This window comes from Allobosea sp. CS1GBMeth4 (genome assembly GCF_900185715.1).
Taxonomy (GTDB): Bacteria; Pseudomonadota; Alphaproteobacteria; order Rhizobiales; family Beijerinckiaceae; genus Allobosea.
This window is the reverse complement of record NZ_FYAS01000003.1, coordinates 54,807-68,913: the sequence shown is the minus strand read 5'-3', so window position 1 is coordinate 68,913 and position 14,107 is coordinate 54,807. Positions and strand designations below refer to the sequence as shown.

Genomic DNA, 14,107 nt, shown 5'->3' with positions numbered 1-14,107 from the left:
TGGGGGGCGAACGACCAGGTGAGCGCTCGCCAAGCGGAACGCCCCCCAACCCCATACCCTTCCCCGCAAGGGGGGAGGGAGGCGCCTGTGCTGGCAGGCCCGGCCATGACGAATAGGCCGCCGCCAGCGCCGAAAGGTCGCTGTCGCTGAAGGAGAGCGCGACGAGGTCTCCCGGCGGCAGAGCGAGGTCGACGGCGTCTTCGCCGTCGTCGAGCCTCACCTCGCTGGTCGGGAGAAGATGCATTGCGGCATTATTCGGCGAGGGCCGCTTCCACGGCGGCGCGGTCGAAACCCTTGAGGCCGATCACCACGAGCCGTCCGTCGCGCGCTTCCTCCGCGCCCCAGGCCCGGTCGAAATGATGCGCGATGCGCCGTCCGACGCCCTGCACCACGAGCCGCATCGGCTTCCCGGGGATGCCGGCGAAACCCTTGAGGCGGAGCACGCCGTCGGCCTCGGCCGCCCGGGCGAGGCGGGCGACGAGGTCCTCCGGCGAGGCGGCCTGCGGCAGCGGCAGCGCCACGCTGTCGAAATCGTCATGGTCGTGATCCTCGCCCTCGCCGTGATGCGAGGGGCGGGCGGAAAGATCGGCCTCGGCCGCGGCGCCGAGCCCGATGATCAGCGCCGGCTCGACCTTGCCATGGGCGGTTTCGACCAGCTTGACCGCCCTCGGCAGGTGCCGGCCGATCTCGGCCTTGACCCGCTCGCGGCCGTCCGCGTCGACGAGGTCGCTCTTGTTGATCAGGATCAGGTCGGCGCAGAGGATCTGGTCCTCGAACACCTCTTCCAGCGGGTTGTCGTGATCGACGGCCTGGTCCTGAGCGGCCTGCGCCTTCAGCGCCTCGGGATCATCCGCGAACTGGCCCTCGGCCACCGCCGGACCGTCGACCACGGCGATGACGCCGTCGACGGTGACGCGCGAGCGGATCGCCGGCCAGTTGAAGGCCTTGACCAGCGGCTTCGGCAGAGCGAGGCCGGAGGTCTCGATCAGGATGTGCTGCGGCGGGTTCGGCCGGTCGAGCAGGCTCTCCAGCGCCGGCACGAAATCGTCGGCGACCGTGCAGCAGATGCAGCCGTTCGGCAGCTCGACGATGTCCTCGCTCGTGCAGCCCTCGATGCCGCAGCCGGCGATGAAGGAGCCGTCGAAGCCGAGATCGCCGAACTCGTTGACCAGCACGGCGAGGCGCCTGCCGCCGGCATTCTCGAGCAGATGACGGACCAGGGTGGTTTTGCCGGCGCCGAGGAAGCCGGTGATGATCGTGCACGGCACCTTGCCGAGCGCCGTGGTCTGCGGAGCGTTCATCGGTCTGATCCTTCTTGGCCGAGAGCATGTTCCGCTCGAAGGGCGGAACATGCTCAAAGAATCTCGTGGGCGCGAATTCGTGTCGTTCGACCGATGCCGGTCGAACGGAAAGCGCGCAGAGGGGGCACGCGCGCGACCACGCCCTTGCGGAACGAGGCGGGTCTTTCCTTCCAGGGAACGATGCCGTTGGCGCTGGCGGCGAAGCTCTCCGCCGCGCCGACGATCTCGTCGAGATGAAGACCGGCGTCGAGATCGCCGATCAGATAGGTCCATTTGCCGTCGGCCGCGAGCGCGATCGTGCAGGGCCGCTTGCAGACGGCGAGGCACTCGACCGGGACGACGGCGATGCCGCTGCCGGTCATGCGCGCGCCCAGCGCTTCGGCCAGGGCGAGGCCCGGCTGGTCGTAACCCTCCGGCAGGTCCTCGCGTTGGCGTCGGCAGGCGGTGCAGACATGGATGGTGCAGCCCGGCTGCTGCCGGGCCTCGGTGGCAAGGGCGAGATCGCCTGCGGGCATGAGACGCCTCCTTGTTCTGGCGCGGCCGTTTCCGACCGCGCGAGGCGTCAGGCCGCTGCGGTCGCGGCGCTGCGGCGTGTGGCCCAGGGCCAGAGCACGCCGACGGCGAAGCCGGTGGCGAGCCAGAGCGCGGCCTGGACGGCGAGCGAGAGCGCGGCGAAATGCGCGGCGATCTCGGCCGGCACCCGGCTTTCCGGTGCGGCGGGATGCGGCGCGCCGATCAGATGCGGCACCAGCAGCGCCAGCACGGCGAGCGCCCGCGCCCAGGAGACCTCTGCCCGCAGGAAGACGAACAGCGCTCCGGCCGTGACCACCGCCGTCAGCAGCCACCAGAGCTGGCGCTGCTGCAGTTCGGCCGCGGCGGCGCCCGGCAGTTCCGGTGCCAGCCCCATCGCCGGGGCGAGCCCGAAGGCGAAGAAGCCGCAGGCCGCCCAGGCCAGGGCCCGGCGCTGGTCGATCCGTTCGTCCGCCGCGATCATCCCGGCGAGCAGGAGCGCGGCGAAGCCGATCGCGGTGCCGATCGTCACCAGGCTGGTGAAGGCGGTGCGCTGCAAGCCGTCCCGTGGCTTCCACTCATGCTCGCCGGCATGGTCGGCCGGGCCGTGCGCGAGCTGGAGGCGGGCCTCGCCGGCAAAGGCGGCCTGCATCGGCGCGGCTTGCGCCCGCAGCGCCGCCTCATAGGTCTCGGCCTTGAGGATCAGGGGGGTGGTGGTGACGTGCTGGAGCGCCGAGATCAGCAGCCCAGCCAGAAGCCCGGCCAGGAGGCTGACCGTGAGAACACGCGTGACCATGTCGGTTCCCCCGTCAGTGGCAGGGGAAGGCGAGGCCGTGACGGGTGTCGTGCGCCGCGTTGTGGACGGTGGACGAGGCGGCGAAGCCGACGGTGTAGATCAGCACGAAGCTGAGGATCAGCGCGGCGGCGACGGCCTTCGCCCGCTCCGAGACGCTGGCCTGGCTGGTGACGGTAGCCGTGTTCATCAGGTTCTCCTTGGCCACCCCACCGGCAGCCTGCTGGACGACATCGAACGACGGCAGGTCTCCTGGCTCGCGGGTCAAAATCCTGCGCCGCCTTCCCGGTCGAACCAGTGGCCGATGGCGCGGAACTCGCCGCTTACAGTTGCGGGGGCAGCCGCGGCCTTTCACCGCGTTCCCTTTTCACCTCGTCGCCGAGGCACCGTCGGCGATGATCATTAGCCATCCGCGAGGCGCTGTGCAATGCAGTGCCGTCATTCTCGGCCGGAGCGAAGCGGAGAGCCGGGAACCTCCTGACAGAGATGCTCGGGTCTGCGCCCGAGCATGACGCGGAGACTGCGCCATGCCCCTTCCCCCGCTCACCCTCGTCCTCGGCGGCGCCCGCTCCGGCAAGAGCCGTCATGCCGAGGCGCTGATCGAGGCGCTGCCGCCGCCCTGGATCTATATCGCGACGGCGCAGGCCTATGACGACGAGATGCGCGCCCGCATCGCCGAGCACCGCGCCCGGCGCTCGCGCGACTGGCAGACGGTCGACGCGCCGGTGGCGCTGCCCGAGGCGATCCGCAATGTCCCGGCGGGGCAGGCCATCCTGGTCGATTGCCTGACGCTCTGGCTGACCAATCTGCTGCTCGCCGAGCGCGATATCGCGATCGCGACCGGCGAGCTCGTCGCCGCCTGCCGTGCCGCGAGCGCGCCGCTGGTGCTGGTCTCCAGCGAGGTCGGCCTCGGCATTGTGCCGGACAACGCCCTCGCCCGCCGCTTCCGCGACGAGGCCGGGCGCCTGCACCAGCGCCTTGCGTCGCAGGCCGGGCGCGTGGTCTTCATGGTCGCGGGGCTGCCCATGCAGGTGAAGTGAAGATGACCGACGAGGCCGAGGACGCCGCCCGTCACAAGGCGAAGATGGCGAAGCGCAAGGCGGTTCAGGACGCCGAGGTCGCCGGCAAGACGCTGGAAAAGGGCCTGCTGATCGTCAATACTGGCCCGGGCAAGGGCAAATCGACCGCCGGCTTCGGCCTGATGCTGCGGGCGCTGGGCCATGGCTGGCGCGTCGGCGTCGTCCAGTTCATCAAGGGCGCCTGGTCGACCGGCGAGCGCAAGGCGCTGGAAGCCTTCGGCGACCAGGTCTCCTGGCATGCCATGGGCGAGGGCTTCACCTGGGAGACGCAGGACAAGGCCCGCGACATCGCCGCCGCGACGAGAGCCTTCGACAAGGCGAAGGAACTGATGGCCGACGACAGCATCCGGCTGCTGGTGCTGGATGAACTCAACATCGCCCTGCGCTACGACTATCTGCCGCTGGCCGAGGTGCTGGCGGTGCTGCAAGCGCGCCGCCCCGATCTCCACATCGTCGTCACCGGCCGCAACGCCAGGCCTGAGCTGGTTGCGGCCGCAGACCTCGTCACCGAAATGACGCTGGTGAAGCATCATTTCGCGGCCGGCGTGAAGGCGCAGGAGGGGATCGAGTTCTAGAGGGCGAGCGCGAAAAGACTCCCGGCCGCCGCCAACCCCCAGAGCAGCAGGCAGGCGCGCCGATACAGCGACAGCGCCCGCCGGATATCGGCCGCCATGGCTTCCGCTCTGCCGTCGCCCATCCAGCCATCCTCGACCCTGACCGCGCCGTAGACGCGCGGGCCGGCGAGGCGGAGCCCGAGCGCGCCGGCCATCGCCGCCTCGGGCCAGCCGGCGTTGAGCGAGCGATGGTGGCGGGCGTCGCGGCGCACGGCGCGCCAAGCCCCGCCGGCATCGGCCTCATGGTCGAACGCCGCGGCGGCGATGAGCAGCAGCGCTGTCAGCCGCGAGGCCGGCAGGTTGGCGAGATCGTCGAGCCGCGCCGCCGCCCAGCCGAAGGCGAGGTGGCGCGGCGATCTATGGCCGATCATCGAATCGGCGGTGTTGATCGCCTTGTAGAGCGCGCCGCCCGGCAGGCCGCCGAGGCCGAGCCAGAAGGCGGGCGCGACGATCCCGTCGGAAAAATTCTCGGCGAGGCTCTCGATCGCGGCCCGCGCCACGCCGGCCTCGTCGAGACTGTCAGGATCGCGCCCGACGATCATCGCGACCGCCCTGCGTCCCCCGGCGAGTCCGCCCTGCTCCAGCCCCTCGGCGACGCGGGCGACATGTTCGTGCAGGCTGCGCTGCGCCAGCAGGGTCGAGGCCAGGAGCGCCAGCGGCAGCAGCGCGAGCGGCCCGGCGAGGCGGCAGAGGGCGACGGGGACGAGCGCGGCGGCGAGCGTCGCAGCGAGCAGGATCAGGAGCGCGAGAACTCCGGTGAGCCGGCGCATCGCGAAGCTCATGCTCTCGCGGTTGAGTCCGCGGTCGAGCCCGCCGATCAGCGCACCGATCCAGGTGACGGGATGGCCGATCCATGCGAACAGGCGCGCCGGATAGCCGATCGCCGCCTCGATCAGGAGGGCGGCGAGGAGGAGCGGCAGGCTGGCGGAGAGCGACATGGCGGCCGGGGAGACGAAGGAAGCGATCTGGCACGGCGGCGACCTCGCCACGGCCAGGGCGCTGTTCCCGCAGGCGCCCGAGCCCTGGATCGATCTCTCGACCGGCATCAATCCGATCCCCTATCCGCTTCCGGAGCTGCCGTTAAGCCTGTGGCAGCGCCTGCCCGGCCGGGCCGAGGAAGCGGCGCTGCTCGCGGCCGCCCGCCAGGCCTATCGCATTCCTCCCCAAAGTGGCCTCGTCGCCGCGCCGGGGACGCAGATCCTGATCGAGCTGCTGCCGCGCCTCGTGCCGCAGGCGCGCGTCGCCGTCCTCGGGCCGACCTATGGCGAGCATGCGCCGGCCTGGCGCAAGGCCGGTGCCGAGGTTCGCGAGATCGCCGATCTCGCTGAAGCCTGCGACGCCAGCGTCGTCGTGCTGGTCAACCCGAACAACCCCGATGGTCGCGTTGTCCCGCTGGAGCGGCTGATCGGCCTCGCCGGCGCTCTCGCGAAGCGGGGAGGCCTGCTGGTCGTCGACGAGGCCTTCGCCGATTTCGCGCCGCAGGCGAGCCTTCTGCCGGCCTTGCCGGAAGGGGCGCTCGTGCTGCGCTCCTTCGGCAAGGCCTATGGGCTCGCCGGCCTCAGGCTCGGCTTCGCGGTCGGCGAGCCGCGCCTGACCGCGGCCTTGCAGGCGATGCTCGGCCCCTGGGCGGTGGCGGGCCCGGCGCTGCATATCGGCGCTCTCGCCCTCGCCGATGCGCAATGGCTGTCGAGCGCGGGCGCGGCGCGCGCAGCCGACAGCGTGCGGCTCGACGCCCTTCTCGCTCCGCATGGCCGGATCCTCGGCGGCACGGCGCTCTATCGCCTGCTCGAGACGCCGCGGGCGTCCGCCCTGTTCGAGCGGCTCGGCCGCGCCGGGATCTATGTCCGCCGCTTCCGGCACGATCCCTCGCGCCTGCGTTTCGGCCTGCCGGGCGGCGAGGCCGCCTGGCTCCGTCTGGCGCAGGCGCTCGCGCCGGCCTGAGCCCCGCTCCGCGGCGCTCGCAGCCGGTGCATGCGGATCGGCGTGAGACGGGCGTCCGCCGCCGGGCTATCGTCAGCCGATTCCCACCCTACCGGAGATAAGACGCATGCAGCCTTGGCCGAAGCAGTCAGCCCTCACCATCGGCTTCGCCCATGCGGCCTATCAGCTGCGCGACGAGTATCTGGCCCGCAATGGCGAGGCGGCGAGCTTCGAGGTCCGCACGGTGGACGATCTCAGGGCCCGCGCGTCCGAGGCCGATGTGCTTGTCGTATCCGGCTTGTGGCGCAACGACATGCTGGAGGGGCTCGGCAGGCTGCGCTTCATCCAGTCGATCAGCGCCGGCACCGACCAGTTCGACAAGCAGAAGCTGGCTGCGTCCGGCATCCGGCTCGCCAGCGCCCAGGGCGGCAATGAGCGCGCCGTCGCCGAGCATGCGATCTCGCTGATCCTGGCCCTGGCGCGCCAGCTCCATCTCGCCCGCGACAACCAGGCCAGGCGGTTCTGGCGGCCGATGATCGGCGAGCGCTCGCGCCGCGAGGACGAGCTCGGGGGCCGCACGCTGGTCATCGTCGGCCTCGGCCGCATCGGCCTGCGGCTCGCGGCGCTCGCCTCCGCTTTCGGCATGCGCGTGATCGGCGTGCGCCGCAGGCCGGGCGCCGAGCCCAATGTCGAGCAGATCGTGCCGCCGGCCGAGCTGCGCGGCGCGCTGGCGCAGGCCGATTTCGTCGCGCTGACCTGCCCGCTGACGCCGGAGACCGAAGGGCTGATCGATGCCGCCGCGCTCGCGGCGATGAAGCCGTCCGCCTTCCTGATCAATGTCGCGCGCGGCCGTGTCGTCGACGAGCCGGCCCTGATCGCCGCGCTCGAGGCCGGCCGTCTCGCCGGTGCCGGCATAGACTGCGTCCATGAGGAGCCGCTTCCGGCGGATTCGCCGCTCTGGGCGCTGCCGCAGGTGCTGTTGACGCCGCATAGCGCGGGCGAGACCCGCGCCTATGAGAGCAATGTCGTCGACATCCTGCTCGACAATCTCGGCCGGCTCGAGCGCGGCGAGAGCGCGCTCCTCAACCAGATCGTCTGAGCCGCTCGCCGCTCACCAGCGCGGGCGCGGCCCGTAGGCCCCGTCGCAACCGACGAGCGGGCCGCCCGGATAATAGTCGTCGATGATGATGTCCGGCAGCGGGCAGCCGCCGCGGCCGCTGCCGCGGACGGCGCGGCGCCGCGGCTGCGCGTAGTCGTCGGGCGCGGTCCAGACCGTGCGGGCCTCCTGGCGCGGCTGCCATGGCCGCTCCAGTGCCGGCTTCGGGGCCTGGCGCGCGGCCTGGCTCCGCTCCGCCGGCTTCTCCCCGGCCTGCTGGCGCACCGGCGGCAGCGGCGCCGTCGCGATGTCAGCGGTCTCCTTGCCGGCGACCTGCGCGGCCGGAACGAGCACGTCCTCGGCGGTGGCGCGCACCAGCTTCTGGACGCCGGTATCGAGGACGAGCGTCCGGAACGGGACGTCGCCGCAGCCGCCGCAGCGAGCCGGGTCGAGCGGGACGAGGTCGACGCGCGCCTTGCCGTCATCGCTGGCCTGGCCCTCGCCCGCGGCGCGGGCCGCGATCACGACCTTGGCGGCGTCCTCGATCTGCATCTCGATCAGCGCCGTGCGCAGGCCGCGGGCGCGGCGGTAGTTGACCACCTCGTCGCCGCCCGAGACCAGGATGGCGAAGGGCGCGCCCTTGGGGGCGTTGCCGCGGAAGACGTCGCGCAATTGGCTGATGGCGCGGCGCGCCTCCGACGTAACCTCCCAGCTGCCGGGCGCGAACGGGATCTGGCGGGTCGTCACGATCTCCCGCGCCGCCTGGGCGACACCGAGCGAGACCGTGCGCGAGGCGAATTCCAGCTTCAGCGATTGCGGCCGCTCGGCGACCTTCGGCGCGTCGGCTCCGCTGCGGCCCTGCGCCGCCTCGCCCGCCGCGGGCGCGGCGGCGCCGTCGCGGTCGGCCTGGGCAAGGGCCGCGCCGGCCGAGACGATCATGGCGAGCGCCGCCATGGCGAGGCGCTGGCGATTGCGGCGCCGGCGGGCGGTCTGGTCGAGCTGGAAGCCCATTGCGGGTCTCCTCATGGAACGAGTGTGCGGGGCACGTTGTCCTGCCCTTGGCCGGCCCTGAGCCGGTTTCGCGACACCGGTGCGGAAGCCGTCGCGAATAGCACCCGCGCGCGAGGGGGGCGCGTGGTTTCGCCGGCTCCCGTCGGAAAAAACACGGCCTGGAGCGAAAAAGCGGCAGACGGCGGCAAGGCTCGGGCAACGCCATTGCTGCGTACCGCCTCATCCGGGTCGGCCGTCGCATTGTCGAGGCTACAGGACTATGCGAAGAGAGGGTAAACAGGGGGTCTGGCCATGAATAATGCAGATGAGCGCAAGGACAATGTCGACCTTCCCCAGATGATGTCCCGCCGTGCGCTGGGTGGACTGGTCTTGTCGCTGCCGCTGCTGAGCGTCGTTCCGGCATCGGCTCAGACCGACCAGGCCGCGACCAATATCCTGCGCTCCTTGGCGCCGCACGACCGGGCTCCCGGAGGCAGCGGCGGCCGCGTCGTGGCACGCCGCGCCGCGCCGGTCCGCCGCCGGGTCCAGACACGCGGCGGCTACGGCCAGGACATCGAGATCGACCTCAGCCGCCGCGTCGAGGTCACCGTCTTCTTCGACAACGATTCCGCGGCCCTGCGCTCCGGGGCGGAGGCCACGCTGCTGCGCCTGGCGCTGGCGCTGCGGCATCCCGTCCTGCTGGATCAGCGCTTCCTGATCGCCGGCCATACCAGCGCCGAGGGCGGCTACGACCACAATGTCGAGCTGTCGCAGGACCGGGCGGCCGCGGTGCGCGACTGGCTGGTCTCCTATGGCGAGATCGCATCCGGACGCCTTGTCGCGCATGGCTTTGGCCCGGACATGCTGCGCAATCCGCGCAGCCCCTATTCGCCCGTCAATCGCCGCGTCGAGGTCATCGCCATCACTGGCTGAGCCTGCCGCCTTCCAGAATCAACCGCCTGTTCCAGGGGTCACCGTCATGGCTTTGTTCAAGCGTCTCATGCTCGGCCTCGCGTTGCTGCTGTCCTTCGCAGCCGCCGCCGCCGCCCAATCGCCGAATTCCCGCATCAACCTGCTGGTGATGTCGGACGACGCCGATCCGGACACGGTTCCGCGCAACAACCGCATCTTCAACCGGGTTCAGCTCCAGCTTTCGGAGTATCTGAACACCCGCGGCTTCCAGGTCTATGACGAGACCAGCCTCGCGCTCGGCATTGCCCCGACCACCCGGGTGCGCCGTCGCGACGCCGAGCTGATCGAGATCGCCCGCGCCGTCTCGACCCCGGTGGACGCCATGGTGGTCTACCAGATCTACGCCTCGGCGCGCCGCGCCGTCGCCGCCGACATCCGCTTTCCCGAGATCCGCATCGCCGGCCGCGTGCTGAACGTGCGCTCCGGCCAGTTCATCGCGGCCTTCGAGGTCGGCGGCTTCCAGCTGCCGGCGCTGCCCAACCCTTGCGGCGCCGAATGCCTGCTCGAGACGGTCGGTACCCATTCGCGCATCCTCGCCACCGATCTCGGCGCGGCGATCGCCCAGAAGCTCGAGGGCTTCGCCCGTCCCTCGGCGGGGGGCAGCGCGGCGGTCGGCAAGGACGGCATCGTCCTCGGCGGCGGTGGCGGCGCTCCGGTCGCGCAGGCCGCCGGCGACGGCTGCGGCAACCTCCCGACCGACTTCGCCATTCAGCTGCGCGAGTTCACCGCCGCGGAAGTCGACCGGATCGAGAGCGAAATCGTCCGCTGGGGCTGCTACCGCGCCCACCGCGTGACGCAGATGACGACGACCTCCGCCGATTTCTTCTACTCGACCTCGGCTGATTCGGCCCGCCTGACCCGCAACTTCCGGCTGATGCTGGAACTGATCGGCCTCAACGGGCAGGTCACCTTCGCCGGCAACCGTCTGGTCGTCAGCAAGGTTGTGACCCGCTGATCGCAGCGGAACCGCGAGGTAACCATAAATCCAGGCGCAACTTTACGAAACGCCGCCCGGTCGACATCGACCGGGCGGCTTGTTACTTTGCGGTCGGCAGCAATATGCGCCGGTGCGGCGCGAGCGGGAAAGCTGGGCTTCCGTTCGTCGCGATGACGCCGGTGTTCGATGCGGATATTTGAGATATGGATTGGGGGATAGACCCGGCACGGGTCGCGGAGATCAGCACGATTGCGTCTTCGCGCCGGTTTTCAGCGCGGGATACGGAGAAGTTCGTCCTCGCGATCACCGGGGGAAGCTCCGAGAACGCCGACCTGCCGCTCTGGGACATGCTGCAGGTGCTGTTCGCGCTCGGCGCCCTGACGGCCAATCCGCGCATGCCGGCCCGCGACGCGGCCATCGGCTGCATGCTCGACGAGAGCGGAATCCTGCTGCGGCCGTTGCGTCAGGGCAGCCCGGTGCGTGCCGAGCTCGCCGGCGCGAGCATCGAAGCCTCGGCGGCCGAGATCGTGCTGTCCTATGGCGGCGGCAAGGGGGAGGCGAAGACCCGCTCCTTCTCCTGGAGCCGGATCAGGCGCGCGCTCGGCCTCGCCGATTTTCTCTTCGCCGCCGAAGCGGACGAGCGCGGCGAAGGCGGGCTCGCTGCGCTGCGCACGGCGCTCGACGCGGTGTTCGCGCTGCCCGCCTTCGACGAGGACGGGTTGAAGCGGGCGGTCCAGGAGCCGGCGCGGTTCATGCGGGCCTGGCGCCGGCGCCACCTGCCCCTGCTCGCCTTCGCCGACCTGATCCGCCAGCGCGAGGCCTTCCTCAATGCCAGCGGCCGGCGCGAGCGGCAGCGCGAGTTCGATCCGGACGATCTCGTCGCGCTCTGGAGCTTCGCCCTGCTGCATGGCGAGACCTGGAGCTTCGCCCGCTTCGCCGAGCGCTTCGGGGCCCTCATCCGCGAGGAACGCGGCAGCGTCGGGCGCCGCGACTTCATGGCGCCGGCTTCGATCGACACGCTCATGGCGCGCCAGCCCTCGGAGAACCCGGAGGAGGCGCTGATCGCCTGGCTCGACCATCAGGCCCTGCTCGGCGAGCTCGAGCCGGAGGAGGTCGGCGAGGACGACGAGCCGGAGGAGGAGGAGGACGAGGACGGCGTCGTGCGCGAGCGCGTCTATGCCGCGCTGATGCGTCTGCCGGCCGAGCCGAAATTCCTCAACAAGGAGGAACGGGAATCGATCGGCCGGGCCCTGGCCCTGCTGCCTTTGGCGCATGAGCAGCCGTTGACGCTGGTCCGCTCGCGCGCGGTGGCGCCCTGGGAGAACCGGCTGGTCGAGGCGAGCCGCCGCATCGCCGGCTCCAATCGCGGCCAGGTCGACCAGAGCCCGGAGCCCTTCGACTATGCCGCCATCGCCGGCGGCCTCGCGGCGCTGGGCCGGCGGCTCGACGAGCTGCTGCTGATCGGCAATGCGCTGGAGGCGATCGAAGGGCCGCGGAGCGAGGCGGCGCTCGCGGAAGGGCAGAAGCTGTTGCGGCGCTGGCGGCATGACCGCGCCAGTTTCCGGATCGAGGATGCGAAACTGGCGCTGATCTTCGCAAGGCATGGGGGAGCACTGAGGACGGTCGCAGCAGCCCTGCACCGGATCAACAGGCAACAGAAGCGCTTTGGCGAAACGACGGACCTGGTCGCCCAGGCCGCCAGCGACGAGGCGCGGTTCACCGACGTCTTCTCGCAGCGCTATCAAGGGCGATTGAAACGGCCATGACAGACTTCCTCAACCAGGATCCGCTCGAGGACGATCCTCGCATCGGCCGCGCCACGGCCCGCCTGGTTCTGGGCGCTCTCGCGAGCGCCGAGCCGGAGGAGACCGCCGCCGCGAGCATCAGCCGCGCCGAGCTGTGGGCCCATGTGCGCCGGGTCAGGGGCGAGCCGGTGAACTTCGCCGCCGAGCGTGCCATCCGCACCGATCCGGAGATTGCGCGGCTCTATCGCCGCTTGCTCTCCTTCCAGGCCGTGGCGCGTAGCGAACTCGCCGCCGCGGCCTATGACAGCAGCGCGACGCACCGCCGCATCGGCTCGTTCGAGCTCGACGTGATCGAGGAGGACGACGCTCCGCCGGCCTTGGTCATCCAGTGCCTGTCGGAGACCGATCCGGCGCCGACCATGATCGAGGTCGTCTCGATCGAGGGCGTGGTGCGCCTGCCGCTGCCGGCCCCGGTCGACAGGCACATCGTCATCGACCTGCCGCGCCAGGATGCCGAGCGCGACCTGCTGCGATTGATGCTCGCCAACCCGCTCGCGGGTGTTTATCTGCTGTAGCGCGTGGCGCCGCCTCGAGGCGGTGCGTCACCCGGCGTAGCAACACGGCAGGCCTGCGAGAGAGGGCGATGGCAGGGGATCAGAACGTCAGGCGCTCCGGCGTCTTCGTCATCGTGCCGACGACCGACCAGCCGATCATCCTGAAGAAGCTCGCCTGGTCGGCGCGCGTGCCGGTCTCTCGCGTCGTCCTCGCGACCGAGAGCTCCGAGGTCTGCGAGCCCTGGAGCACGCAGTACAGCAATCTGCTGCGCCCCGGCGAGCCCCTGCGGCAGATCCTCGGCCTGCCCGATGGCGGCAGCTACCGCCTCGCGGCCTCCGGTGCCATCGACCAGGGCAAGAGCTGGATGGTGCCGACCGTCGCCGCCCATTGCGCGCTCGCCCATGGCGAGGCGGTGACGCACAAGGCCGCCGAGGCCAGGCTCGTGATCTGGGGAACGGGCGCGATCGACCTCTCCGTCGCCGACACGGCGAGCGAGGCGCGCGTCACCCAGCAGGAATACCATCTCACCACCAAGCTCGACCGCTGCCGCCACCTCTTCGCCGATGCCGAGCATGGCGCCACGCCGGTGCTGGCGCTGGTGCCGCATGGCGAGGAAGCCGAGCGCGCGGCGGCGATCCTCGGCAAGCTCCTCGGCGGGCAGCCGCATCATGTCGCGATCGTCGCGACGCTCGCCGACATCGCGGCGCCGATCGACCTGTTCCTGCGCACCGGCTCCTTCGACGCGCAGGCCGCAGCGGCCGCGCCGGCCGCCCCGGCCGGTTCGATTTCGCCCTCGATGGCACTGAAACCGTTCGAGCCCGCGCCGGAGCCGCCGCGCCAGCCGCCGCAAGCGGCAGCGCCGCAGCCGGGCGAGACCGTGGTGCAGCCGCGCCCGCATGGCGACGAGCCCGCCATCGCCGACGTGCTGAAGGGGCCGCAGGCGCCGCGTTCGCGACGTTCGGTGCTCGGCGACAAGCCCGCGGCGTCCTCCTCCTCTCTGAGCCTGCCGCTGATCGCGGCCTCGGCCCTGGTCCTCTTCGCCGGCGCCGCCGGGGCGGGGTGGTATTTCCTGCGCGGCGCGTCGCCGGAAGGTCCGCATCAGGCGCCGCCGCTGCTGGCGCAGCCAGCCGGCACGCCGCAGAACGCGGCGTCTTCGCAAGGGACCGCCGCTGCTCAGGGCGGGCCTGCGCTCGCCGCCGGCTCGGCGCTCGCCAGGCTCGTGCTGCTGTCGGCGCCGGCCGGGAGCAATTGCGAGGCCCAGCTCTACGAGCTGCGCCCGCGCTACAGCGAGGCCTCGGTCGAGGTCGGCGAGGCGGCGAGCATCGCGATCGACACGCAGGAGCTTTGCGGGTTGGCGCTCGATCCGGTCGCGCCGGCCAAGGTGAGGTTCCAGTCGGGCACCGGCCCGGCCGTGGTCGCCTCGAAATCGACGGCGAACCGCCTCGTCTTCAATCCCAATGCGATCCGCGGCGGCATCGCCAGCTTCCCGGCGATCCAGGTCGAAGAGCCCAAGGCGCTCTCCATCCAGATCCAGCGGCGCTGAGCCATTCCTTCTTCCCGGGCGGCGTCGGCGCCGGCCCGGTCCCCGCGAGCTC

The 14,107-nt window shown here is 71.3% G+C and carries 15 protein-coding genes and 1 riboswitch; of the genes, 9 read left to right on the top strand and 6 right to left on the bottom strand.

Annotated elements, in window-relative coordinates; genetic code table 11:
• Nucleotides 1-251 precede the first annotated feature (251 nt).
• The 4 genes from cobW to CS1GBM4_RS01665 are packed head-to-tail and all read right to left on the bottom strand — an operon-like array spanning nucleotide 252 to nucleotide 2,794.
• Nucleotides 252-1,301: a cobalamin biosynthesis protein CobW gene (gene cobW, locus CS1GBM4_RS01680; RefSeq protein ID WP_186416946.1), complete on the bottom strand. Its 1,050-nt coding sequence runs from the start codon at nucleotides 1,299-1,301 to the stop codon at nucleotides 252-254.
• A 53-nt stretch (nucleotides 1,302-1,354) separates the two neighbouring features.
• Complete coding sequence (locus tag CS1GBM4_RS01675) at nucleotides 1,355-1,816, bottom strand: DUF1636 domain-containing protein (protein ID WP_186416945.1); 462 nt, start codon at nucleotides 1,814-1,816, stop codon at nucleotides 1,355-1,357.
• A gap of 47 nt (nucleotides 1,817-1,863) precedes the next feature.
• Nucleotides 1,864-2,607: a CbtA family protein gene (locus tag CS1GBM4_RS01670; RefSeq protein WP_186416944.1), complete on the bottom strand. Its 744-nt coding sequence runs from the start codon at nucleotides 2,605-2,607 to the stop codon at nucleotides 1,864-1,866.
• A gap of 13 nt (nucleotides 2,608-2,620) precedes the next feature.
• A complete protein-coding gene (locus CS1GBM4_RS01665; RefSeq protein ID WP_186416943.1) occupies nucleotides 2,621-2,794 on the bottom strand; it encodes a CbtB domain-containing protein in 174 nt (57 codons plus the stop codon).
• A gap of 34 nt (nucleotides 2,795-2,828) precedes the next feature.
• A riboswitch (cobalamin riboswitch) is annotated at nucleotides 2,829-3,010 on the bottom strand.
• Nucleotides 3,011-3,131: 121 nt separating this feature from the next.
• Here CS1GBM4_RS01665 and cobU point away from each other — a divergent pair.
• A complete protein-coding gene (gene cobU, locus CS1GBM4_RS01660; protein WP_186416942.1) occupies nucleotides 3,132-3,644 on the top strand; it encodes a bifunctional adenosylcobinamide kinase/adenosylcobinamide-phosphate guanylyltransferase in 513 nt (170 codons plus the stop codon).
• Between the two features lie 2 nt (nucleotides 3,645-3,646).
• Nucleotides 3,647-4,258 (top strand): cob(I)yrinic acid a,c-diamide adenosyltransferase, encoded by a 612-nt coding sequence (cobO, locus tag CS1GBM4_RS01655; RefSeq protein ID WP_186416941.1) that lies wholly within the window; start codon nucleotides 3,647-3,649, stop codon nucleotides 4,256-4,258.
• On the opposite strand, the gene cbiB is transcribed toward cobO, so the two are convergent.
• Nucleotides 4,255-5,235, bottom strand: coding sequence for an adenosylcobinamide-phosphate synthase CbiB (gene cbiB, locus CS1GBM4_RS01650; protein WP_186416940.1), 981 nt, complete (start codon nucleotides 5,233-5,235; stop codon nucleotides 4,255-4,257). The two genes, cobO and cbiB, sit on opposite strands and share 4 nt — an antisense overlap.
• On the opposite strand from cbiB, the gene cobD reads away from it, so the two are divergent.
• The gene (gene cobD, locus CS1GBM4_RS01645; RefSeq protein WP_186416939.1) at nucleotides 5,234-6,238 is read left to right on the top strand and encodes a threonine-phosphate decarboxylase CobD; all 1,005 of its coding nucleotides are present in this window, start codon (nucleotides 5,234-5,236) and stop codon (nucleotides 6,236-6,238) included. The genes cbiB and cobD overlap by 2 nt on opposite strands.
• A 106-nt stretch (nucleotides 6,239-6,344) precedes the next feature.
• Nucleotides 6,345-7,316: a D-2-hydroxyacid dehydrogenase gene (locus CS1GBM4_RS01640; RefSeq protein ID WP_186416938.1), complete on the top strand. Its 972-nt coding sequence runs from the start codon at nucleotides 6,345-6,347 to the stop codon at nucleotides 7,314-7,316.
• A 12-nt stretch (nucleotides 7,317-7,328) separates the two neighbouring features.
• On the opposite strand, the gene CS1GBM4_RS01635 is transcribed toward CS1GBM4_RS01640, so the two are convergent.
• On the bottom strand, nucleotides 7,329-8,324 hold the full coding sequence (locus tag CS1GBM4_RS01635) for a hypothetical protein (protein ID WP_186416937.1): 996 nt from the start codon (nucleotides 8,322-8,324) through the stop codon (nucleotides 7,329-7,331).
• A gap of 291 nt (nucleotides 8,325-8,615) precedes the next feature.
• Between CS1GBM4_RS01635 and CS1GBM4_RS01630 the strand changes: the two genes are divergently transcribed.
• The 5 genes from CS1GBM4_RS01630 to CS1GBM4_RS01610 all read left to right on the top strand — a co-directional run bounded on the left by CS1GBM4_RS01630 (nucleotide 8,616) and on the right by CS1GBM4_RS01610 (nucleotide 14,055).
• Nucleotides 8,616-9,236: an OmpA family protein gene (locus CS1GBM4_RS01630; protein ID WP_186416936.1), complete on the top strand. Its 621-nt coding sequence runs from the start codon at nucleotides 8,616-8,618 to the stop codon at nucleotides 9,234-9,236.
• Nucleotides 9,237-9,282: 46 nt separating this feature from the next.
• Nucleotides 9,283-10,230 carry a hypothetical protein gene (locus CS1GBM4_RS01625; protein ID WP_186416935.1) on the top strand — a complete coding sequence of 316 codons (948 nt, stop codon included), beginning with the start codon at nucleotides 9,283-9,285 and terminating at the stop codon, nucleotides 10,228-10,230.
• Between the two features lie 185 nt (nucleotides 10,231-10,415).
• Nucleotides 10,416-11,978, top strand: coding sequence for a hypothetical protein (locus CS1GBM4_RS01620; RefSeq protein WP_186416934.1), 1,563 nt, complete (start codon nucleotides 10,416-10,418; stop codon nucleotides 11,976-11,978).
• Nucleotides 11,975-12,532, top strand: a complete 558-nt coding sequence (locus CS1GBM4_RS01615; RefSeq protein ID WP_186416933.1) for a hypothetical protein — start codon at nucleotides 11,975-11,977, stop codon at nucleotides 12,530-12,532. Before CS1GBM4_RS01620 ends, CS1GBM4_RS01615 begins: the two co-directional genes overlap by 4 nt.
• A 68-nt stretch (nucleotides 12,533-12,600) precedes the next feature.
• Nucleotides 12,601-14,055 carry a hypothetical protein gene (locus tag CS1GBM4_RS01610; protein ID WP_186416932.1) on the top strand — a complete coding sequence of 485 codons (1,455 nt, stop codon included), beginning with the start codon at nucleotides 12,601-12,603 and terminating at the stop codon, nucleotides 14,053-14,055.
• Nucleotides 14,056-14,107 lie beyond the last annotated feature (52 nt).